This window comes from Marinospirillum sp. (genome assembly GCF_035271045.1).
In the GTDB taxonomy this organism is placed as follows: Bacteria; Pseudomonadota; Gammaproteobacteria; order Pseudomonadales; family Halomonadaceae; genus Marinospirillum.
Genome location: NZ_DATESC010000007.1, coordinates 1 through 19,808 on the forward strand (window position 1 = coordinate 1; position 19,808 = coordinate 19,808).

At 42.8% G+C, this 19,808-nt stretch carries 23 protein-coding genes, 1 tRNA gene, 1 pseudogene and 1 CRISPR repeat array; of the genes and pseudogenes, 12 read left to right on the forward strand and 13 right to left on the reverse strand.

The annotated features are described in order from the left end of the window. Nucleotides 1-448: a CRISPR direct-repeat array (repeat unit 28 nt; unit sequence GTTCACTGCCGCATAGGCAGCTCAGAAA). A 59-nt stretch (nt 449-507) separates the two neighbouring features. Both VJY63_RS02680 and VJY63_RS02685 read right to left on the reverse strand, forming a co-directional pair. Further along, entirely contained in the window at nt 508-1,086 is a 579-nt protein-coding gene (locus VJY63_RS02680) for a class I SAM-dependent methyltransferase (RefSeq protein WP_324048194.1), read from the reverse strand. A 144-nt stretch (nt 1,087-1,230) separates the two neighbouring features. Beyond that, the gene (locus VJY63_RS02685) at nt 1,231-1,938 is read right to left on the reverse strand and encodes a succinate dehydrogenase iron-sulfur subunit (protein ID WP_324048195.1); all 708 of its coding nucleotides are present in this window, start codon (nt 1,936-1,938) and stop codon (nt 1,231-1,233) included. Nucleotides 1,939-2,328: 390 nt separating this feature from the next. On the opposite strand from VJY63_RS02685, the gene VJY63_RS02690 reads away from it, so the two are divergent. Both VJY63_RS02690 and VJY63_RS02695 read left to right on the forward strand, forming a co-directional pair. Continuing rightward, entirely contained in the window at nt 2,329-3,804 is a 1,476-nt protein-coding gene (locus tag VJY63_RS02690; RefSeq protein WP_324048196.1) for a carbon starvation CstA family protein, read from the forward strand. 74 nt (nt 3,805-3,878) lie between these two features. After that, nucleotides 3,879-3,955 (forward strand) — tRNA-Met (locus VJY63_RS02695). A gap of 119 nt (nt 3,956-4,074) precedes the next feature. Here the strand turns inward: VJY63_RS02695 and VJY63_RS02700 are convergent. After that, nucleotides 4,075-4,194 (reverse strand): annotated as a pseudogene (locus VJY63_RS02700) (ATP-binding protein); the annotation flags it as partial. 203 nt (nt 4,195-4,397) lie between these two features. Here VJY63_RS02700 and VJY63_RS02705 point away from each other — a divergent pair. Further along, nucleotides 4,398-5,684: an FAD/NAD(P)-binding oxidoreductase gene (locus VJY63_RS02705; RefSeq protein ID WP_324048197.1), complete on the forward strand. Its 1,287-nt coding sequence runs from the start codon at nt 4,398-4,400 to the stop codon at nt 5,682-5,684. Between the two features lie 202 nt (nt 5,685-5,886). Continuing rightward, complete coding sequence (locus VJY63_RS02710; RefSeq protein ID WP_324048198.1) at nt 5,887-6,213, forward strand: transposase; 327 nt, start codon at nt 5,887-5,889, stop codon at nt 6,211-6,213. A gap of 260 nt (nt 6,214-6,473) precedes the next feature. Here VJY63_RS02710 and VJY63_RS02715 read toward each other — a convergent pair whose 3' ends face one another. From VJY63_RS02715 to VJY63_RS02725, 3 genes are all read right to left on the reverse strand, one after another. Further along, nucleotides 6,474-6,941, reverse strand: coding sequence for an Rrf2 family transcriptional regulator (locus tag VJY63_RS02715; RefSeq protein WP_324048199.1), 468 nt, complete (start codon nt 6,939-6,941; stop codon nt 6,474-6,476). Nucleotides 6,942-7,183: 242 nt separating this feature from the next. After that, the gene (gene ppk2, locus VJY63_RS02720) at nt 7,184-8,305 is read right to left on the reverse strand and encodes a polyphosphate kinase 2 (RefSeq protein WP_324048200.1); all 1,122 of its coding nucleotides are present in this window, start codon (nt 8,303-8,305) and stop codon (nt 7,184-7,186) included. Nucleotides 8,306-8,341: 36 nt separating this feature from the next. Next, complete coding sequence (locus VJY63_RS02725; protein WP_324048201.1) at nt 8,342-9,025, reverse strand: arylesterase; 684 nt, start codon at nt 9,023-9,025, stop codon at nt 8,342-8,344. On the opposite strand from VJY63_RS02725, the gene VJY63_RS02730 reads away from it, so the two are divergent. From VJY63_RS02730 to VJY63_RS02740, 3 genes are all read left to right on the forward strand, one after another. Then, complete coding sequence (locus VJY63_RS02730) at nt 9,024-9,731, forward strand: ABC transporter ATP-binding protein (RefSeq protein WP_324048202.1); 708 nt, start codon at nt 9,024-9,026, stop codon at nt 9,729-9,731. The genes VJY63_RS02725 and VJY63_RS02730 overlap by 2 nt on opposite strands. 2 nt (nt 9,732-9,733) lie before the next feature. Then, nucleotides 9,734-12,232: an ABC transporter permease gene (locus VJY63_RS02735; protein WP_324048203.1), complete on the forward strand. Its 2,499-nt coding sequence runs from the start codon at nt 9,734-9,736 to the stop codon at nt 12,230-12,232. Nucleotides 12,233-12,490: 258 nt separating this feature from the next. Then, a complete protein-coding gene (locus VJY63_RS02740) occupies nt 12,491-12,805 on the forward strand; it encodes a BolA family protein (protein ID WP_324048204.1) in 315 nt (104 codons plus the stop codon). 88 nt (nt 12,806-12,893) lie between these two features. On the opposite strand, the gene VJY63_RS11855 is transcribed toward VJY63_RS02740, so the two are convergent. Both VJY63_RS11855 and VJY63_RS02745 read right to left on the reverse strand, forming a co-directional pair. Continuing rightward, nucleotides 12,894-13,040, reverse strand: a complete 147-nt coding sequence (locus VJY63_RS11855) for a DUF4411 family protein (protein WP_414674804.1) — start codon at nt 13,038-13,040, stop codon at nt 12,894-12,896. 16 nt (nt 13,041-13,056) lie between these two features. Further along, nucleotides 13,057-13,428, reverse strand: a complete 372-nt coding sequence (locus tag VJY63_RS02745) for a hypothetical protein (RefSeq protein ID WP_324048205.1) — start codon at nt 13,426-13,428, stop codon at nt 13,057-13,059. Nucleotides 13,429-14,073: 645 nt separating this feature from the next. On the opposite strand from VJY63_RS02745, the gene VJY63_RS02750 reads away from it, so the two are divergent. Together VJY63_RS02750 and VJY63_RS11860 are read left to right on the forward strand one after the other, a co-directional pair. Next, nucleotides 14,074-14,595 carry a hypothetical protein gene (locus VJY63_RS02750; RefSeq protein WP_324048206.1) on the forward strand — a complete coding sequence of 174 codons (522 nt, stop codon included), beginning with the start codon at nt 14,074-14,076 and terminating at the stop codon, nt 14,593-14,595. A gap of 26 nt (nt 14,596-14,621) precedes the next feature. After that, nucleotides 14,622-14,909, forward strand: a complete 288-nt coding sequence (locus tag VJY63_RS11860) for a GGDEF domain-containing protein (RefSeq protein ID WP_414674806.1) — start codon at nt 14,622-14,624, stop codon at nt 14,907-14,909. Between the two features lie 43 nt (nt 14,910-14,952). On the opposite strand, the gene VJY63_RS02755 is transcribed toward VJY63_RS11860, so the two are convergent. Together VJY63_RS02755 and VJY63_RS02760 are read right to left on the reverse strand one after the other, a co-directional pair. Beyond that, complete coding sequence (locus VJY63_RS02755) at nt 14,953-15,597, reverse strand: peroxiredoxin (RefSeq protein ID WP_324048207.1); 645 nt, start codon at nt 15,595-15,597, stop codon at nt 14,953-14,955. 239 nt (nt 15,598-15,836) lie between these two features. Next, entirely contained in the window at nt 15,837-16,073 is a 237-nt protein-coding gene (locus VJY63_RS02760) for a hypothetical protein (RefSeq protein ID WP_324048208.1), read from the reverse strand. Nucleotides 16,074-16,371: 298 nt separating this feature from the next. On the opposite strand from VJY63_RS02760, the gene VJY63_RS02765 reads away from it, so the two are divergent. Beyond that, a complete protein-coding gene (locus VJY63_RS02765; protein ID WP_324048209.1) occupies nt 16,372-16,872 on the forward strand; it encodes a transposase in 501 nt (166 codons plus the stop codon). 76 nt (nt 16,873-16,948) lie between these two features. Here the strand turns inward: VJY63_RS02765 and VJY63_RS02770 are convergent, their stop codons facing one another. After that, on the reverse strand, nt 16,949-17,173 hold the full coding sequence (locus VJY63_RS02770; RefSeq protein WP_324048210.1) for a SlyX family protein: 225 nt from the start codon (nt 17,171-17,173) through the stop codon (nt 16,949-16,951). A 117-nt stretch (nt 17,174-17,290) separates the two neighbouring features. On the opposite strand from VJY63_RS02770, the gene VJY63_RS02775 reads away from it, so the two are divergent. Together VJY63_RS02775 and VJY63_RS02780 are read left to right on the forward strand one after the other, a co-directional pair. Then, a complete protein-coding gene (locus VJY63_RS02775) occupies nt 17,291-17,752 on the forward strand; it encodes a cold shock domain-containing protein (RefSeq protein ID WP_324048211.1) in 462 nt (153 codons plus the stop codon). Between the two features lie 55 nt (nt 17,753-17,807). After that, entirely contained in the window at nt 17,808-18,419 is a 612-nt protein-coding gene (locus VJY63_RS02780; RefSeq protein ID WP_324048212.1) for a hypothetical protein, read from the forward strand. Here VJY63_RS02780 and VJY63_RS02785 read toward each other — a convergent pair. Both VJY63_RS02785 and VJY63_RS02790 read right to left on the reverse strand, forming a co-directional pair. Next, nucleotides 18,416-18,961, reverse strand: coding sequence for a hypothetical protein (locus tag VJY63_RS02785; RefSeq protein ID WP_324048213.1), 546 nt, complete (start codon nt 18,959-18,961; stop codon nt 18,416-18,418). The two genes, VJY63_RS02780 and VJY63_RS02785, sit on opposite strands and share 4 nt — an antisense overlap. After that, nucleotides 18,961-19,791, reverse strand: coding sequence for a hypothetical protein (locus tag VJY63_RS02790; RefSeq protein ID WP_324048214.1), 831 nt, complete (start codon nt 19,789-19,791; stop codon nt 18,961-18,963). The genes VJY63_RS02785 and VJY63_RS02790 overlap by 1 nt, the downstream gene beginning before the upstream one ends. Nucleotides 19,792-19,808: the final 17 nt, after the last annotated feature.

Here is a 19,808-nt window from a genome sequence, read left to right on the forward strand (position 1 = left end):
GTTCACTGCCGCATAGGCAGCTCAGAAATTGAGGCGCTGCGCCAAGTGATTGACACAGAGGTTCACTGCCGCATAGGCAGCTCAGAAATGAAAAAGATCTGATATTTAACGACCGCACAAGTTCACTGCCGCATAGGCAGCTCAGAAAGAGCGCGATAGCTTCGTAGCCTGCATTGTAGTGTTCACTGCCGCATAGGCAGCTCAGAAAATGCGCTGTACTGTTAAATAGTCGTTTCTATAGTTCACTGCCGCATAGGCAGCTCAGAAACATACTTGGTGTTGCGTAGGGTGCATAAATAGGTTCACTGCCGCATAGGCAGCTCAGAAAGCTATCTGGCGTTGTTCGCCAATCATTGGGCTGTTCACTGCCGCATAGGCAGCTCAGAAATGCGCGTTGTTGTTGATATTGAACGAGAACGAGTTCACTGCCGCATAGGCAGCAAAGGGTCGTGCTCGGAGCCTGTGGTCAGACGCGAGCTATTGGCCGAGGCATAAAAAGGCCTCGGCTTATTGTGCAATTAATATAGCATTCAGCCACTGCTCATTTGCGCGATCGGGGCGTTGATCGCCAGTCAGCCAGGTCTCTTTAATGCTCAAACCGGTGCCTTGCAGGAAATTGTGTAAACGTTGCTCTGTGCAGTTGGTGAATTGACGACCATTGCGTTCTACATCGTCTTCGCCGTATTTAAATGATACGTAGATCACGCCATCTGCTTGCAGTAAACCAGCTAGGTGCTGCAGCGTGGCTGGCATACTGATGGCTGGGACATGCAGCAAAGAGGCGCAGGCCCAGATCCCGGCAAACGGCTGTTCGCTGCTAAAGTTGAGAAAGGTGCTGTGTTGCACAGCAATACCACTGACACGCTGAGCAATGTCTACCAGTTTGGCACTGGCATCAAAGGCTTCGACTTGAAAGCCGCGCTGCAAAAATGCGGCGCTGTCACGTCCGGCCCCGCAGCCGGCATCTAAAATCCGACTCGACGGCGGCAGCAAGACTAAAAAACGCTGATACAGCGCGCTCATGTCCACATTTAAAGTGTCTTGGGCAAACTGTTCTGCATTGTTTTCGTAGAATTCTAGTGTCATATACATCCCTGCATGACCGCGAAAGGCGGGCGATTTTAGTGTTGTGGCAGATTGAATTAAATGGGGTGTTCTGCGCGCCGTTCTCAGAGCTTTTGTATACTCGCACAGTTGCTTGCCCTGAGCTGGCGCCCACACTTTAAAGCATCAAGTCGACTCTTTCATCAACTCCAATCGAATCCTACCTATCGCACCCATTGGGTTAAGTCCTTTTGGGCAGACCCAAGTGCAATTCCCAATGCTGCGACAACGAAATACACTGAACGGATCTTGCAAGCCGTCCATGCGCTCGATTCTGCCGCGATCGCGGCTATCCAGTAGAAAACGTAAGGATTGCAATAAGGCTGATGGTCCACGGTATTTTTCGGGGTTCCACCACCATGAGGGGCATTGCGAGGTGCAGCAGCCGCAGAGGATGCATTCATAGAGACCATCTAACTGCTTGCGTTGTTCTGGGGTTTGCAGGCGTTCAATGGCGGGAGCAGGATCATCATTGATCAGCCAAGGCTTGATTTTTTCGTAGTGGGAAAAGAATAAGGATTGATCAACCACCAGATCGCGAATCACCGGCATGCCGGGCAGGGGACGGATGACTAAGGTGTTCGATGTGCCAAGGGCGTCTGCTACGGGCTTGATGCAGGCCAGCCAGTTCTTGCCATTGATGTTCATCCCATCCGAGCCGCACACGCCTTCACGGCATGAGCGCCGATAGGCGAGGGTTGGATCCTCTTCACGCAGGTATTGCAGTGCGTCGAGCACCATGCGCTTGCGGAATTCTTCAGGCAGGGTTTTTGACTGCATATAGGGTGCAGTGTCGTATTCGGGGTGGTAGCGATAAATCTGGACGTTAATCATCAGGTCTCTCCCGTAGCATTTGGGATACAACACTGCATGAGAAAAATATTCAGCGAGCCTAGCAGTGTGTTTTGCTTTAAATGCTTAGTTGATTTATAGGCTTTAAAGAGTGAGGAATCAATACGACGGTGTCGACTCGGGCGCACTACTGCCTAAGACTTACAATGGTTTTTGCAACGCTAAGGAAGCCGCTCGTTCTCAGGTAAGCACCACGCGGGATCAGTTGTGGCTCAGTCCATCCTAAAAATAATCGATATTTTGCCTCTTTGCTGATTTGATAGTAGTCAATAGTATGTACCATGTGCTCCGCAGTGCCGTTTAAGATTGCGTCCATAACTGAGTAACGCTATGTGCTTGGTTAACCTTCTAAGATGATCCGGAGTACGCCGTATGCTAATTTTCTTTATCAGTATCACTTTGTTGATACTGGGCTATAAGTTCTATAGTCCCTTTGTTGAAAAACAAGCGGGCATAGATCCCAAAGCCCTAACCCCACAGCAACGTTTGAATGATGGTGTTGACTATGTTGCAGTCAGCCCTGTACGGGCGTTTTTAATTCAGTTTTTGAATATTGCCGGTGTGGGTCCGATTTTCGGGCCTATCTTGGGTGCTTTGTATGGTCCAATTGCTTTGGTTTGGATCGTTATTGGTAACGTTCTTGGCGGCGCAGTGCATGACTATTTTTCTGGAGTGATGAGCTTAAAAGAAGACGGAAAAAGTTTGCCTGAAATTGCCGGTCACTATTACAACGTGGTCTTCAAAGGCATTATGTTGCTCTTTACCTGCATGCTGCTGTTTTTTGTGGGTGTGGTGTTCATCATGAGCCCCGCAGGTTTGTTGAGTAACTTGTCTTTCTTTGAGGGCACTTTTTTAGCCGGTAACACCTTTTGGGTGCTGCTGATTCTTGCCTACTATTTCTTCGCAACATTGTTGCCGATTGATAAAATCATTACCAAGCTGTACCCGCTGTTTGGTGCGCTGATGATTGTGATGACGTTGTCGATTGCTGTGGCGTTGTTGTTTAATGCGCCGCACTTGGCTGAAGTGAATGATATTTTTGCTTACTTTCATGACGAGCATGATCATGGTTTATTAGCACCTAATCCTGATGGCCTACCAGTGTGGCCCTTGTTGTTTGTAACCATCACCTGTGGTGCGATCAGTGGTTTCCACTCCACGCAATCACCGATGATTGCCCGTTGTCTGACCAATGAGAAATATGCGCGTCCAGTGTTTTATGGCGCAATGGTCTGTGAAGGTATTGTGGCCTGTGTTTGGGCGTTGGCCGGTATTGCTGCGTTCCCTGAAGGGTATGTGGGCTTAAAAGCGATGCTTGATGTCGGTGGTCCAGGCTTAGTGGTGAATCATATTGCGACCAGTTACCTTGGGGTTTTTGGTGGCATTATGGCGATTCTGGCTGTGGCTATTTTCCCTATCACTTCGGGTGATACCGCGTTTCGTTCATTGCGCTTAACCATTATGGACGCGTTTAATATTTCGCAAACTGTGTGGCACCGACTTGCGTTATCTGTGCCGTTGTTGGGTATTGGCTACCTGATGACGTTTTTAGATTTCTCGCTGATTTGGCGCTACTTCGCCTTCTCTAATATGTTGCTCTCGACCAGTGTGCTGTGGTTAGCCACTAAGTACTTGTTTGATAGAGGCACTTTCCATTGGATTGTGAGTATTCCTGCGGTGATTGGTACGGCGATCAGTGTTGGTTATATTTCAACGGCGAGCATTGGTTTGAACTTTCCGATGGAATACAGTAAGTGGATTGGTATCGGGGTTGCGATCATTTGTCTTATCGGTTTGTTGGTTCAGCACCAAAAGCGCAGCGTGAAACTGGCGGTTAAACTCAGTTAGTCTGTTTAATTTAAATATTTTTGCATAACGCGCTTGACACAACTCATGGAAGAGTGAATAATGCGCGCCAAGTTGGCTACATAGCTCAGCTGGTTAGAGCGCAGCATTCATAATGCTGATGTCCCAGGTTCAAATCCCGGTGTAGCCACCAATTTATTATCCAGTGAGATCCACTGGAATCTTTAAAGCCCCGTATTACGGGGCTTTTTTTTGCCTGTCTGTTTATACCTGTCCACTCTGATCTGTACTGGTCTAATGGAACTGGACACTTTAATTAGCGACATTGACATTTCCTCCTCGAATCTGAACGGTATGAGCATGGTGTAACAGCCGGTTCAGCAGTGCTGTGATTACTGTCGTGTCACCGTCTAAAGCACCGGCCCACTGAGAAGCATGTTGCTCTAACCGCAGTCCTGTTTGATTCAGGGTGTGTGCGAGTCTAATAGATAGTTGACTTTCATATGCTGTTAATATATTTATTAATTAACAAATAAAATAATATTAAAAATGATTCTATTGCGGCAGTTGCAACTTGTAAAATCACTACCGCAACATCGGCTTAATTGCCGTCATTTGTGTGGAGGCTAGGCGTTATGGCTAATATCATCATATTGGGCGCGGGGATTGGCGGTATGTCTGCTGCCTATGAAATCCGCGATGCAATCGGCAAGGAGCACGCCATTACGGTGGTGGGTGATGGGCCCGTCTTCAATTTCACCCCATCCAATCCTTGGCTTGCCGTGGGTTGGCGTAAACCCGATGAAATACGGCTGAATGTGACGGAGCCGCTCGAGTCGCGCAATATACGTTTTGTGCCGACCCGAGCGAATAAGGTGGTGGCTGAGGCTAATCGCCTTGACCTTGTTGATGGTAGTAGCCTCAACTACGATTATCTGGTAATTACCACCGGCCCGCGGTTGGCGTTTGAGCGCGTACCGGGCAGTGGTCCAGAAGGTTTTACTCAGTCGGTGTGCACAGGCCCGCATGCCGAGAAGGCATGGCTCTCCTATGAAGAGTTTTTGAAGAAGCCAGGGCCGGTGGTTGTCGGCGCTCTGCAAGGCGCCAGCTGCTTCGGTCCGGCCTATGAGTTTGCGATGATTCTCGATACCGATCTGCGTCGACGTAAGCTGCGTGATCGAGTGCCGATGACGTTCGTCACCTCCGAACCCTATATCGGACATATGGGGCTGGGCGGTATTGGTGACTCTAAAGGTCTTCTGGAGTCGGAGATGCGTCAGCGCCACATCAAATGGATCAGCAATGCACGCGTCACCTCCGTTGAGCAGGGTAAGATTAATGCCGAGCAACTGGATGAGCAAAGCGCCGTACTCAAAACACATGAACTGCCATTTTCCTACTCGATGTTCATCCCGCCTTTTGCTGGCGTTGATGCGGTGCAAGGTATTGAAGGGCTGACCAATCCAGGTGGCTTTATCCTTATTGACGAGCACCAGTGTAACCCGACATTTCCCAATATCTTTGCCGCCGGCGTTTGCGTGGCGATTCCGCCCGTTGAGGTTACGCCTGTGCCCACTGGCGCGCCTAAGACAGGGCTGATGATTGAGTCGATGGTGACCGCTATTGCCAACAATCTTCGCGACGTATTGGCCGGTAAACCTATGAAGGCGCGTGCAACTTGGAATGCGATGTGTCTGGCCGATATGGGCGATAGTGGCTTTGCCTTTATTGCTCTACCGCAGATTCCACCGCGTAACGTGACCAAAGCGATGAGTGGAAAATGGGTGCATTTGGCTAAGGTTGCCTATGAAAAGTACTTCCTGCGCAAGATGCGCAAGGGCAAGGCTGACCCCATTTATGAAACCTACGTTATGAAAGCCTTCGGCATTGATCGGCTGAAACTGGAGGAGAACATCGACTGATGTGTGACTTATACAGTTTGCACTCGCGGTCAGTGTAAGAGACGTTTCTTTATTGACTTTAAAACCCTAATCGCCAGACAGTATAAGCTGCCTAGCGATTAGGGTTTTTACTGCTATGTTGTCATTCTCAATCAGCGAACAACATCTGTCAGCAGTCACGCTAATGTCGTGTAGTATTGCCGATGAAGGTCCTTGAGCAAGGATGAATGCATTGAAAAATGTGAAAATTATAACCAAGATGGCCAAGTCAATACTGGACGCTGGCTGGGGTCAATTAAAAACAATGTTGGACTATAAATGCGCTCACGCAGGCATTGTTTTTAAGGTAGTGAACGAGGCATACACCACCCAAACCTGTTCGAATTGTGGCAACTTGCCCGAATCGAGGCCGAGAGGTATCGCAGGACTTGGAATAAGAGAATGGACGTGCAGTGGGTGCGGTGTCGCCCACGACCGTGATGTTAATGCGGCGCAAAACATTCTTGCGGTCGGACATGGCCGTCTAGGAGTAGGAATCCCTGTCCTTTAGGGCAGGGAGGATGTCAATAACATAAATTAGGATATTTTCATCGCCTTCTTGTTCGACGATAACAATACCATCTTGAGATGCGTTAATAACGCGTTCCAAAAGTTTAGGGTCAATCATGGGCTTAAAATTCATCAGTTAGTCTTCTTTTAGAAAAATGCTGGCAGGCAGACTATGCAGGCTAAAAATATAAAATTCAAATATAAAAAAAGCAGAAGCGTGGTGCATTGCTTCTGCTTGGTGATTAATCCGTTACTATTTTATCAAGAAACAGCCATAACCTGTAAAGGTAGCTCCTCACTGGCATCCAGTCCAAGCAAAGACCTTAAATCAGCGGGGTTAGACAGTAGGTTTTGTAAAGTATACTCGTCTATTACTGCTAAAAAAGCTTCTTGGGCTTTTTGTATAATAGGTTTTAAGTCGCAAGAGCCAGTCACCGGACAGGTGAGCTTTTTACAATCAACCACGTCTAATGTTGTTTCAAAATCACGTACTAGATCACCTAATCGAATACTGGTTGGGTTGCGATCTAGGCGTAAGCCGCCATATTTACCACGTACCGTTTGGATGTAATTCATTTGTCCTAACTTGTGAACAATTTTCATTAGATGGTTGCGTGAAATGTCGAAGTGGTAAGCGATATCGCTAATAGTGACTAGACGATTATCTTGTTGAATACCAAGAAATATCATGACTCTTAGAGCATAATCAGTTTGACGAGTGAGCTGCATTATTTTTCCTCCGTGGATAACAGACCCAAAACCTAAATTCTTTTAGATTGACAGATAAAAATGTAGGTACAGGCTTAACGTTTATAATAGCAAGCTACTTACATTTTTTTGTTAGTAATTAGCGTCAATTAGTTCCTTCTTATTAACGTTTTGTAAGTCACTAGCTTTTAATATAGCCAAGCACTGCTTAAAGCTACCGTATGTTATATGAAGCGTTGCATAGGTAGCTAGATTGTTACTTTTTACATTTCAGGATTGCTTAATACTTCAGCAGCACTGCTAACGATAAGTGGATCAGCTTCAGTTACCACTTTCTCATTTTTATTGGTATAAGGCATGGAGGTTAGCAAAAGCTTCATTGCTGCTAGACGCGCTCTTTTCTTGTCGTCAGATTTAATGACTGTCCAAGGTGTTAAGCTTTTATGGGTGTGCATTAGCATCGCTTCTTTAGCACGGCTGTAATCTTCCCATTTATCCAATGAAGCTAAGTCAACGGGTGATAGTTTCCACTGTTTAAGTGGGTCGCCACGGCGTGACATAAAGCGGCGGTATTGTTCTTGGCGTGAAACAGAAAACCAAAACTTAAATAAACGTATACCGCTGTCAATTAGCATTTGTTCAAAGACGGGGGTTTGGTGTAAAAATTGTACGTATTCTTCTTGTGAACAAAAGCCCATAACGCGCTCAACACCTGCACGGTTGTACCAAGAACGGTCAAATAAAACAATTTCACCCGCAGCAGGTAAATGCTGAATGTAGCGCTGGAAATACCACTGGGTGCGTTCACGCTCAGAAGGTTTTTCCAAAGCAACAACGTGTGCGCCCCGTGGATTAAGGTGTTCCATCATGCGCTTTATGGCACCACCTTTACCCGCAGCATCACGGCCTTCAAAAATGATGACAATTCGTTCACCTTCATCTTTTATCCAGCGCTGTAATTTTAAAAGCTCTATCTGTAATAAGCGCTTTTGTGCTTCATATTCAACACGAGTCATTTTTTTATCGTAAGGATAATCAGAAGCCACAAAAAAATCGGGTTCTTTATCTAAAGGACTTTCAATTAATAATGGGGATGCTAACTGATCATCAGATGACGGGTTGTTTACTTCAGTTTGATCGGTTTTAAGCTTGTCTGTTTTAGGTTTGCTAACTTTTTCTTTGTTAGCTTTTAGATTAGTTGATGCTGTAACAGTGGCTTGTGTGACGCTAGGTTGTGTAATACTAGATTCTGCGCCAACGGCTTTTTTGGTCATGGGTTCTACAATAACAGTCTCTGCATTAATAGCTTTTGCAATAACTGGTGTTGTCGTTTTGGTAGTTGTTGAATCTGCTTTTTTCTCTTTAAGAACACTTGCTGGTTTCATGTCGACCTCCTAATGTCACACATTTAAAAATACACCTTAATTCAATAGGGCTTCTAACTCAAGCCATACAGTTTCAAGAATTAAAGGCTGAGCTTGTGCTGTTGGGTGTAATCTATCTTCTTGCATTAATTCAGGTTTATCAGCCACGCCTTCTAGTAAAAAAGGCACTAAAGGCAGCTGGTGTTGTTGGGCTAATTTTGGGTAGATATTCTCAAATTTAGCAAGGTAGGCTGGCCCATAATTGGGTGGCAATAAAATACCTAATAACATAACTTTAGCACCGCTTTGCTGGCTTAATGCCAGCATTTTTTCTAGGTTATTGTTAATTAATGAAGGTGGCAAACCACGCAACCCATCATTTGCCCCTAATTCTAATAGAACAATGCTGGGTTGATGCTGTCTTAACAGCGCCGGTAATCGTGTCAGTCCACCACTGGTTGTTTCGCCACTAATTGACGCATTTACTAGCTGCCAGCTTTGTTCGTTTTTTAGATGTTGTTTAAGTAAACGTTGTTCTAATAAAGCAACCCAGCCAGTTTGAGTAGGAATGTTATAGGCTGCGCTTAAACTATCACCCATCACCAAAATTACTGGGGGCTTTGTTGCTGTTAGTGATGTTGCTGTCAGTGATGCAGCATTAACCGATCCAATATTGATTAATAGCAATGCTAGCAATCCAGTCATCCAGCTTAATTTTTTACTTTTCCACGGATAGAACATGACATCAAACCCCTTAACAAAAGAAACCGTTATTCAAGCCAAAGATTTAGGTTACAGCGTGGCACAAGATGCACAACCTTTGATTATTTTGCGTAATTTAAACTTGAGTATCCAGTCAGGCGAACAGGTCGCTATTCTTGGCCCTTCTGGTGCGGGAAAATCCACCTTATTAGCATTGTTGGCAGGGCTAGATACGCCCACTGAGGGCGAGTTATTGTGGCGAGGCCAGGCTTTTAGCTCGCTGGATGAAGATGCCCGTGCTGCGGTAAGGGCCAAAGAAGTTGGGTTTATTTTTCAATCTTTTCAGTTATTACCTGAGTTAAATGCCTTAGAGAATGTGATGCTGCCTTTGGAATTAAAAGGCGATCCAAAAGCAAAACAGCAAGCTGAAAAATGGCTAGAAAAAGTGGGTCTAACCCAGCGTGCTAAACACCGCCCCAGCCAGCTTTCTGGTGGTGAACAGCAGCGGGTTGCCATTGCGCGTGCTTTTGTTGCTAAGCCGCACGTATTATTTGCTGATGAGCCAACGGGTAATTTAGATGAAGATAATGGTCGTAAAGTGGCAGATTTACTTTTTGAATTAAAAGCGATTAACGCGCAAGCCATGACGCTTATTTTAGTAACGCATGACCGCCAATTGGCGCAGCGTTGCCAGCGTATTTTACAGCTCGAAGCCGGTCAGCTTATTAATAATGAGGTAAATTAAGTATGGGTGATTTAAAACTAACCGCGCAGCAAGCTTGGCGGGGTGTTAAAGCGGGAGAATATCACGTTTTATTAGTTGCTCTGATTTTAGCCGTTGCTTGCGCCACTTTATTGGGCGTGGTGGGCGAACGCATTCAAGGTGCGCTAGGTGAAGAAACAGCACGAATATCCGGTGGTGATCTAGTGATTAGTGGTCGCCAGCCAACCAGTGAAGCATTAAAAGAAAGCTTTACCGCTGCTGATTTGCGTTGGTCAGAAAAAGTGCAGTTGACCAGCATGGCAAGTTTTGGCGATGAATTTTTACTGGTTAACCTAAATGCGGTGGATAACCATTATCCGCTGCTAGGTGAAGTGCGTTTGCAAGGCCAAAACAATAAAACTTGGCAACAAAGCCAGCCGCCCGCTGTGGGTGAAATTTGGGTGGAGCCGAGTTTAGCGCTGCGTTTAGGTGCAATGCTAGGCGATACGTTGGATGTGGGTGGAATTAGTTTTAAGTTAACTGCATTTTTGTTAGAAACACCCGATCAAAGCGGTGGTTTTTCAAGCTTTTCGCCTAAAGTTTTGGTGCATTTAGACAGTTTAAGTAACAGTCCACTATTAGACACTTTAAGCCGTGCTAGGTGGCGTTTAGGCATAACCGGCGCTGCTGCAACACTTGAGGCGTTAATTGAAACCTTGCCTAAGCAGCTAGAAGGGCATCAACGTTTACGCGATTTTAAAGAAAGTCAGCCAGGCATTGCACGGGCGATGACTGAAGGGCAACGCTATTTGGCGATGGCGGGTTTAGTGGCCGTTTTGTTAGCGGCACTGGCCGTGGGTTTAGCCACGCAACGCCAAGCCAAGCGCCAAGCCAAAGAAGTGGCGCTATTGCGTTGTTTGGGGCAATCCCGAGCGCGAGTACAAAAGCTATTACTGTTACAGCTTTTTTGGTTGGGTTTATCGGCGGGTATTATAGGTGGTGTGATTGGTTATGCCGCGCATTGGGGTTTGATCGAACTACTAAAGCCTGTTTTACCTTTAGCTTTACCAGCGGCCAGTTTAAAGCCGATGTTTGCGGCTATTGCTTTAGCGCTGTGGCTGCTGCTGGGTTTTTCTTTGGCACCTTTGTTAAGCCTTGGGCAAATTAGTCCTTTAGCCGTGCTGCAGTCGCGTCCTTGGCAGCTTAGCCATTCGGCGTGGTTAACTTACGGTTTGGCGGGTGTTGCAACGCTAGGTTTAGGTTGGTGGTTGTCGGGTGATTGGTTGCTGACTTTATGGACGTTAGTGGGGTTAAGTGGTGTTGGTTTAATCGTTACTGGTATTGGTTGGCTGCTGCTGCGCTTATTGATGAGTCAGCTCGATAACCTACCTTGGTATTGGCGGCAAGGTTTGCGCCGTTTAGGGCGTAATCCTAGCGAAACGCTGCTGCAACTTAGCACTTTTACCCTCGCTTTTACTGCGGTGTTGTTGGTGGGCAGAGGTGGCGATCAATTAATGAATGATTGGCAAAACCAATTGCCAGCAGAGCGCCCTAATCAGTTTGCGGTAGACATTCAGCCCTATGAAAAACAAGCCTTTGCCGCAGTATTAGATGAACAAGGCTTAGCCCACAGTCAGCTTTACCCTTTATTAAGGGCACGCTTAACTCATATTAACGGTAAAGCCGCAGCAGAAGCAGTGCCCGATTCAGCGGCCAGCGACAATGCATTAAGGCGTGAATTAAACCTAACTTGGAGCGAAACCCTTCCTGAAGGCAATACGCTTAAAGCCGGAGCTTGGTGGCCCGATTTACCAGCAGCTAAAGCTGGTGTATTGCCTGTGTCGGTTGAAGCCGATGTTGCTAAACGCTTGAATTTAAAACTAGGTGATGAGCTAACCTTTAATATGGCCGGTAACCATTTGCAAACCAGCATTGCTAGCATTCGTGAAGTGCGTTGGGAGAGTTTTAATCCTAATTTTTATGTTATTTTTCCGCCCAAGGTGCTGGAAGACCAAGCGCATACTTTTTTGGCTAGCTTTGTGTTGCCAGAAGACGAAGCCGGTTTTATCCGCGCGTTAACTCAGCAATTTCCTGGCGTGGCTTTTTTAGATGTACGTGCCATGCTAGCGCAGGCCGAAGGCATTTTACGTCAGCTCAGTTTAGGCGTGCAGTATTTGCTGGGCTTTGTTTTATTGGCAGGTTTATTAGTCACTTGGGCGCTAATGATGGCCAGCCTAGATGCACGCAAACGCGAGCAAGTATTACTTAAAGTGCTGGGGGCTTCGCGGCGCAATTTAGCTTCTCGTCAAGCTTTGGAATTTTTGCTGTTAGGCGGCTTGGCGGGTGTGTTGGCAGCCTTGTTGGGCGAGTTGCTCTACAGTTTTATTGCTGGCAAACTGCTTAACTTACCTTGGTCGCCTGCGGCATTATTTTGGGTTTTACCGCCGGTGATTGGTGCTTTGTTATTAGCAGGCTTTGCCCATTTAGCGCTTAAAAATGCTTTACAAACACCGCCTCACCAATTGTTAAAACAATTAAGCTAAAAATACCTGCTTAGCTTAATTATTAAACGAAGAAGATAAGCGCGAAGATTTTGAATGCCGGTGTGAGCTGTGCCATCGTTATGGGGTGAATCCACCTTCGCCACAAGGCAACAGTTTTTATCAGCTTACGATATGCATCCCTACACAAAGGGTGCAGGTAAAGAACTGGAGCTGCACAGCCAAACCTTGCAGTGCATTGCGGGTGAGAAAGATACACTACACAAGTTTAGCCGCACAATTAATAAAAGGTAGAAAATCATGGTCAAAGTTGAAGCAGCAATTCGTAGCAAATTAGAAGCAGCCTTACGGCTAGAATTTATCGCCATAGAAAACGAAAGCGACCAGCACAGCGGCCCCGCCGGTCGTGAAAGCCACTTTAAGCTGACTTTAGTAAGTGAAGACTTCGCAGGTTTATTGCCAGTTAAACGCCACCAAAAAATCTACGCGCTTTTGGTTGAAGAAATGGCAGGCCCAGTTCATGCCCTAGCTTTACACCTTTATAGCCCTAAAGAATGGCAAGCCAAGGGTAAACAGCGCCCTAATTCACCCGATTGCTTAGGGGTGGGTAGCTAGTGTTTTAATAGATAATCCACTAAATCAATAATTAAAAAAGTTAAGCCTAACGTTGTTGAAGAAGCTAAGCAGCAGGCAAAACAAGAAACTACAGCACGAACTTTGCTTGCAGTCTTTTCAACAGTTCAAAGGTGCTTATGCACTGAACATCATATTTTTGGCAGACGTTAGGTACTTTCACTGCAGAAATCAAAACTATAGTAGAGCGCCTTAGTATGTATATAAGTATTAGCATCCAGTAAATACATAGCTTAAAGCTCCACGGCAAGCTTACTTAAATTAGCAGGCTTCATTTGCATTAGGTTAGCGGCTTCACGCAGCGGTGTATTTCCATTTAAGGCATCATTAACTAACGCTTTAGCAAAGTTTTGGCTCACTTGGGACTTTTTAGTTACATAATAAGTTGGTCCATTTCCTTGTTTTTGGCGCGCTTGAAAAGCTTTATTTTCTGCATCAATAAATTCTTGATAAGCTTTTTTTGTAATAAAGTTAAATGTAAGTGCTCGGCGTGCAATAACCCACTGACTAACATAAAAGTGTGCAGCCAAGCTTGGCAATTGCTCATGCCAATCTGCTAATTTATTATCCCAACTGCTTTTAAACTCTGCTTCTGGCACCAACACTTCAGCAGCAACCGCATTACCAACACGCCTTGCTGCTCAATTCTTTATACCAAAACTGCCGCCCTTGCATTAATTTGATGGTGTCGTTCAGTTCAGCGCTATACCTATCTAGTGGGTGGCTGACTAATGTTCGCAAATCTGCAAGTAAAGGTTTTTCAACCGGTGGCTCTGGTAAAAATAAATAAGCGAAGGGTAGGCTTTTTTACCCTGCTTTTAAGGAATACTCATAACTTTTAATAAAAAACTGCCCAAACTGCAAGCGAGTGACCTTTTTATTTCTATTTTAAGCAAAAGAAAATAAGCTAACACTTTGAAATCAGTTTTAATAGGATAGACTGTATTTTAGTAACTCAGCTACCCATTGATTAAGGCTTTTGTTAGTTATTATCATTTGTTTTTTTATCCATAAATTGCTTCCTTAATAGGCTCTAGTTATTTGTAATGATTGTTCATTAGCCAAGACAAGGAGACTTGAACTAAGACTTAGGAACAAGGTTGGTAACAATTGATTTTAATACAATGCTTTAGAATATGTTTGTTAATTTCTTATGGCAGATTAACGCTGACAAAGGTATGCTAGCATTAAAAACAATTAAATATTGAGGAAGTATGGAAGAGAAAACTCAGCATGATTGAATTATTAGTATGAAATACACTCGAATTTCTACTTACCTTATATTTCTTACCATATTTTTACTACTTATTAATATAGTTATGATTTGCTTTATATTTCAGAAAGTAAAAGTTCTGGAAAGTGATGCTAGTATAATAAATCGTATGGGGATTATTAGAAGGTCAATCCAGAGGATAACTAAACTAGAAATATCCGGTAATCAAAATTCTTACAGTGAAATAATTGTAGATAAAAACCTAATTATAGAAATCGACCTACAGATTAAAAGCTTACTTGAAGATGAAAAATTGCTCTTTCTTGCTAAAGAATATTCTGATTTTGGCATTGAAAATATAAAAGCAATCCAAGCTAAATGGCAAAATCTAAAACTATTATTAGAAAACCATCAAAAAAAGCCTACCAATAATATTTTAATAGAAATTTTAAATGAAAGTGAAGAATCTTGGGAGCTAGCAAACTTCGCAGCTTTAAGCGCACAAGAGGCTACTGAAGGAAAAATTTCAGGCATAAAAAATTCTATATTGTTTTATTAATTTACACAATTAATGTTCTAGCCGTTATATGGGTTGTCTATTCTTACGTTAGAAAAAATCTTGAATTTAAAGCTTCTTACGATGCACTAACTGGGCTAGCCAATAGACATTCCTACGAAAGAACTATTGAAACTGAAATTGAACGAAGTAACCGTTATAAAACAAAATTTTCTTTAATTATTTATGATGTTGATTACTTTAAAAAAATAAATGATACCTATGGTCACGAATCAGGTGACAAAATATTAATCGAGCTTTCTAACTTAATAAAAAAGCAAAAAAACCAGCCGTGCTTTAAGTCCGACTGGGGTTGAGTTTAAACCTTTGGCATCAAATCAACTGCAAAAGGCCTAAAGCTTACAGGTCTTTTTTACAGAAATACCAATCAACGCACTCATAACCTTCGCCTTCACGTGCATTTGCAGCATCGGCATCAGCGGGTGGTGGCACTATTACTTGGTCGCCAGGCTGCCAGCCTTCAGGTGTTGCTACCTTGTGCTCGTCTGATGTTTGTAGCGCTTTAATTAAGCGTAAAAACTCAGGAATCGAACGGCCATTGGTCATGGGGTAGTAAACCATGGCACGCAAAATGCCCTTGTCATCAATAATGTAAGTTGAACGCACGGCTGATGTATCAGAAGCGCCGGGCTGAATCATGCCGTAAGCATTGGCGACTTTCATCGACAAGTCTTCAATGATTGGGAAAGTAATTTCTACCCCAAACTTTTCTTTAATGTTACGTACCCAAGCCACGTGTGAATAGTAGCTGTCAATCGACAAGCCAAGCAGTTCACAGTTTAGCGCCTGAAATTCAGGGTGGTGCTTAGCAAAGGCGATAAATTCAGTAGTGCACACGGGTGTAAAGTCAGCTGGGTGAGAAAACAGCACTAACCATTTGCCCTTATAGTCTGAAAGTTTCTTAACGCCATACGTTGTTTTAGCTTCAAAATCAGGTGCTGGCTGATTCAAGCCTGGCAATACTGGGTTTTTTACTTCGCTCATGTCTTTTCTCCGATGGGTTTGAAGTGCTACTGGTAAGCATACTAGCATAGGGAATCTAAAAATTAGCATTGCCTTATGTAATGGCGTCAATAGTTTTTTTGTAATATATTTTAATTATAAGATAGTTAAAAGCTAGAGTTGAGGCCAAAAAAAGCGCCCAGTTTAAAAGTTAACTGAGTGCTTGTTTGATATAATCAACTTTAAAAGTTACTCACTATAACCTTATTAGTTATAAGGTCTTAGCTTTTAGATAAAGGTTTTGTATCCACTGGTGCATCGGTCATAATTGAACTAATGAGTTGATTGATTTCAGTATCTAGCTCATCTGATAAATTATTATTGACGGGCGTTTTTTTAGGGTAGAGAACTTCAACTTCATCCATTTCTTTTAAAAAACTGTTAAGGCAGTCAATGCTTTTAGTGTTTTTTGCTTGATCCATTGTAGCTGTTAGCATTTTAGATGAAAAACTATTCATGGTACTACTCCTTTGTATTACTTAATTATTTGCAGTCCCTTTCTATTGCTAGGCTTGATTGGCTTTTTATATAAACAGCCTAGCAATTTAATTGATTTCTTAATTTTAATTAGTAATCTAACAAGTTATTTTAATTTTAGCAATAGTGCTTTTTGTAAGTTTATTTGTTTGCCTTATAGGTGTTTTTTACAAAGATGTTTTTATAGTTATTTATTTTAAAAAAGTAGTGGATGATTAAAGAATCTTATCAAAATCGCGTAAGACCTCGTACTTTGAGTGCGAGGATGGATAGCGAGGGTTGCGTAAGCAGTTTAAAAAAGCCCGCAACCTTGAGGTAAAATTAGCCACAGCGCAACGGGCTAGAAACAAAACCCAAGTCAAAACCCTTCACGCAAAAATAGCCAACCGTAGAAAAGACGCACTGCATCAATTTAGTCGCAAGCTGGTTAATCGCTGCGGTGAAATTTATGTGGGCAACGTCAGCAGCTTAAAACTCGTTAAAACCAGAATGGCTAAGTCAGTGCTGGACGCTGGCTGGGGTCAATTAAAAACAATGTTGGACTATAAATGCGCTCACGTAGGCATTGTTTTTAAGGAAGTTAACGAGGCATACACCACTCAAACCTGTTCGAATTGTGGCAGCTTGCCCGAATCGAGGCCGAGAGGTATCGCAGGACTTGGAATAAGAGAATGGACGTGCAGTGGGTGCGGTGTCGCCCACGACCGCGATGTTAATGCGGCACAAAACATTCTTGCGGTCGGGCATGGCCGTCTAGCAGTAGGAATCCCCGTCCTTTAGGTCGGGGAGGATGTCAATTCACAGAACACTGAAAGGAATGTATTGCTTAATAGTGTTTTAATACCCTGAATATGCACTAATAATGCGGCGGTCGTTCATTCGCTGCTGGTGTTTGCTCATCTTGCTGTTCACTGGCTTTTTGTAACGTTTTAAAGCGCTGTGCCATTAAATGCAGCTGCTCTTGTAGCAGAAGCAAGTCGCGTTGCTGTAATATCACCTGCTGGTTTAGCTGCTCAATTAAGTCATCTTGGAAGGTAAGTTGCGTCTCCATGCTTATGAGACGTTCTTCGTATTGCGTCATGTCACGTAACCCCTTACCTTGTATAAGCATTTGTCGTCAGACGTGGTTATAATGAGTGCCGGTTTATTAATACCGTTTGCTTTTTTTTCCCTAGCACTTTGGATTTAGAGAAACTCTATGTTGAATAATACACTGATAAGAAATGTACTGGTGAGCCTTCTAGTTGCTCTGCTTACCCCTGTCTTGCTACCCATACTACTTGCTTCATCTGGTTTTACCTTCGATGCTTCTGCTGCCATTAAAGCCTATTTAATGGTGTTTGTGCTTATTTTCTTAGCGCTTTCAATTAATGCACTTTTTCAAACAAAAGCCAATAAAATCAACTATGATGCAGCCTACGCTGATAATGAAGAACAAGACAACGACGAAAATCGTGAAGAAGGCGTTGTTAAATGGTTTAACATTAACAAAGGTTATGGTTTTATCATTCGTGACTCGGGTGGTGAAGTTTTTGTACATTTTCGTTCGATTCGTGGCTCAGGTCATCGTACCTTGCGTGAAGGACAAAGAGTCAAATTTGCCTCTGTTGATGGTGAAAAAGGTTTGCAGGCTGAAGATGTTTCTATTTTAACGCAATAGATTTTAAGTGGGTCAACTTTAAGCGACTAAGCTTGTTGTTATTTTGGAGGTAGCAGTGCGTCTTGTTGTTTTTTTAAGTATATTCTTGATGGCTGCTACTAGCGCTTTAGCTGAAACAACCATGCTTAGTCGTTTTGGTGTCACCCTTTATTTGCCAGATAATTGGCGCTTATTAACTTCTTCTGAGCTTAATGCAGTCGATGATATCGACGCTGTTGCTGAACAAAATATTGCATCAGAAGTAGGTCGATCTGAACTTTTAAAAAAAATACGTGGTGGTGGTTTAGAGCTGATTTTTAATACCCAAAAAATAAAAAACTCTGGTGGTTTTTACGACAACATCACTTTATTAGAAACGAATGACCAAGTACCAGAAGCGGCGACACAAATAAAATCGACCTGTGCTGCATTGCCAAGTTTACTGAGTCGTACATTGGGGCGTAATGTACAGCTAGAAAACTGTGAAGGAAAAATCATTCAAAGTTACCCAGCCTTTGTACTTTCTTACGCGGGTGATGTGCCTAATACTCGTATTGTGCAATATATGCTGCAGTTAGAACAAAATCGTAGTCTAGTATTAACCTTGACTTATCATATGCAAACGCCACAAGTGATTGCTGATTTTGAATCGGCAATAGAGCGCTTAGAGTTTAATGAGTTATTTTAAAAAGCTGTTGCCTTAAAATAAATACCCTGTGGATCTTGCAGGGTTAATTGTTTTTCAGCTAAGCGATTATTAAGATTATTGAAGAAAGGCAATAAGAAATCATCCAGTATTGTATTAAGGTTTAAATCAAAATAACTTAATTCTTCTTCTATTTTATTAAGGTTGCGTTGCGATAAGTTATCACGCAACAGCTGTTCAGCAGGTTTTCCTTTAACTAAGTACATTAGGCAGGTTAAAACCATTAATGGTGCATCACCAATCAGCAATTGCCTGTCTCTAGTACCTAATAGCATGAGGCTTTCAAGTAGGCTACAATAAAAGCTTTGAGCAACCTCTAAAGTATTTAATGACCTTGTTTTAATGCTTGCTAATGCCTCATTTTTGAAATCTTTCCCTTTTAAATCCGTGTTGTCTATTAAATTAATGAGTGCTTTATCTATCTTGTTTAATAGCTGTAACCCTTCATGTAAATTAAATTGTAATGCCAGCGTCTCATCTTGCAGCACTAATTTTTTTTCATTGACTTGTAGGGTAAGGCTCATTATTTACTCCTGTTATTTAATAGTTCTTTCAGGTTTTTTAATTCGCTGTTTAGCTTAGTTAGCAGGCTACGCACTTGATGCTCTTCAACTTTTGCTGGGCAATTATTTTCAAACTGTTGGAAAAGCTTTTCTGGAAATATGATTTTTAGTTGGTTAAATAGCTTCATTGCTTTAAGCATTTTGCACGTAGAAAATAGCAAAGCTAACTCTTCACGACTAATTTGTTTTAAAATAATTTTTAGGTTAGAAGCAGGTAAGCCACCTAAATAATCAAGAAAACTAAATGCTTTGTCATTTATCGCTGGTTGAATTTTGGTGTGGATTGTTTTTTGTTGAGTTAAAAGGTTGGTGATTTCAGGACTATAATCACTTAATGCTTCTTGTATTTTAGTTAGGGTTGTAATGACATCAGTAATGGAAATAGCAGGTTCAAGGTGTAGTTGATCCATGAACGCTTCTGGGTTTGCGAAAAATAAGTAATTTTTTTTATGGCTTCTATTTTCAATGATGCTTTGTAAGCTGTTAGCAAGTTTAGGCAAGGTTAAACGTGTAAAAGCTAGCAATGGAACCCATTCACACCAAACATTACCAATAACAATGTTTTCTAGTGATTTTTCATCAAGTTCAGCCAAAGCAAAAGCAATGTATTTTAATTCATCTAATTGGGTTTGTTGTTCTTCCCAAAAGCCAGCAGTTTTTTTTAAAGGTTTTAACAATTCTTTTGACAAATTTTCGCGTAGCAAGAGCATTTCAGAAGCATTTAATTTGGCCTTACAAGCATCAAGACTTAATTCAAAATTATTATTAGTAAATCTAACACTGATATCCATACCTAAACTCTTTATTA

Excerpts from the sequence above, each read along its gene's own strand:
- VJY63_RS02680 (WP_324048194.1), bottom strand. The coding sequence starts at position 1,086 with ATGACACTAGAATTCTACGAAAACAATGCAGAACAGTTTGCCCAAGAC.
- VJY63_RS02685 (WP_324048195.1), bottom strand. The coding sequence starts at position 1,938 with ATGATTAACGTCCAGATTTATCGCTACCACCCCGAATACGACACTGCA.
- VJY63_RS02690 (WP_324048196.1), top strand. The coding sequence starts at position 2,329 with ATGCTAATTTTCTTTATCAGTATCACTTTGTTGATACTGGGCTATAAG.
- VJY63_RS02705 (WP_324048197.1), top strand. The coding sequence starts at position 4,398 with ATGGCTAATATCATCATATTGGGCGCGGGGATTGGCGGTATGTCTGCT.
- VJY63_RS02710 (WP_324048198.1), top strand. The coding sequence starts at position 5,887 with ATGAATGCATTGAAAAATGTGAAAATTATAACCAAGATGGCCAAGTCA.
- VJY63_RS02715 (WP_324048199.1), bottom strand. The coding sequence starts at position 6,941 with ATGCAGCTCACTCGTCAAACTGATTATGCTCTAAGAGTCATGATATTT.
- ppk2 (WP_324048200.1), bottom strand. The coding sequence starts at position 8,305 with ATGAAACCAGCAAGTGTTCTTAAAGAGAAAAAAGCAGATTCAACAACT.
- VJY63_RS02730 (WP_324048202.1), top strand. The coding sequence starts at position 9,024 with ATGACATCAAACCCCTTAACAAAAGAAACCGTTATTCAAGCCAAAGAT.
- VJY63_RS02725 (WP_324048201.1), bottom strand. The coding sequence starts at position 9,025 with ATGTTCTATCCGTGGAAAAGTAAAAAATTAAGCTGGATGACTGGATTG.
- VJY63_RS02735 (WP_324048203.1), top strand. The coding sequence starts at position 9,734 with ATGGGTGATTTAAAACTAACCGCGCAGCAAGCTTGGCGGGGTGTTAAA.
- VJY63_RS02740 (WP_324048204.1), top strand. The coding sequence starts at position 12,491 with ATGGTCAAAGTTGAAGCAGCAATTCGTAGCAAATTAGAAGCAGCCTTA.
- VJY63_RS11855 (WP_414674804.1), bottom strand. The coding sequence starts at position 13,040 with ATGCTAATACTTATATACATACTAAGGCGCTCTACTATAGTTTTGATT.
- VJY63_RS02750 (WP_324048206.1), top strand. The coding sequence starts at position 14,074 with ATGAAATACACTCGAATTTCTACTTACCTTATATTTCTTACCATATTT.
- VJY63_RS02755 (WP_324048207.1), bottom strand. The coding sequence starts at position 15,597 with ATGAGCGAAGTAAAAAACCCAGTATTGCCAGGCTTGAATCAGCCAGCA.
- VJY63_RS02760 (WP_324048208.1), bottom strand. The coding sequence starts at position 16,073 with ATGAATAGTTTTTCATCTAAAATGCTAACAGCTACAATGGATCAAGCA.
- VJY63_RS02770 (WP_324048210.1), bottom strand. The coding sequence starts at position 17,173 with ATGACGCAATACGAAGAACGTCTCATAAGCATGGAGACGCAACTTACC.
- VJY63_RS02775 (WP_324048211.1), top strand. The coding sequence starts at position 17,291 with ATGTTGAATAATACACTGATAAGAAATGTACTGGTGAGCCTTCTAGTT.
- VJY63_RS02785 (WP_324048213.1), bottom strand. The coding sequence starts at position 18,961 with ATGAGCCTTACCCTACAAGTCAATGAAAAAAAATTAGTGCTGCAAGAT.
- VJY63_RS02790 (WP_324048214.1), bottom strand. The coding sequence starts at position 19,791 with ATGGATATCAGTGTTAGATTTACTAATAATAATTTTGAATTAAGTCTT.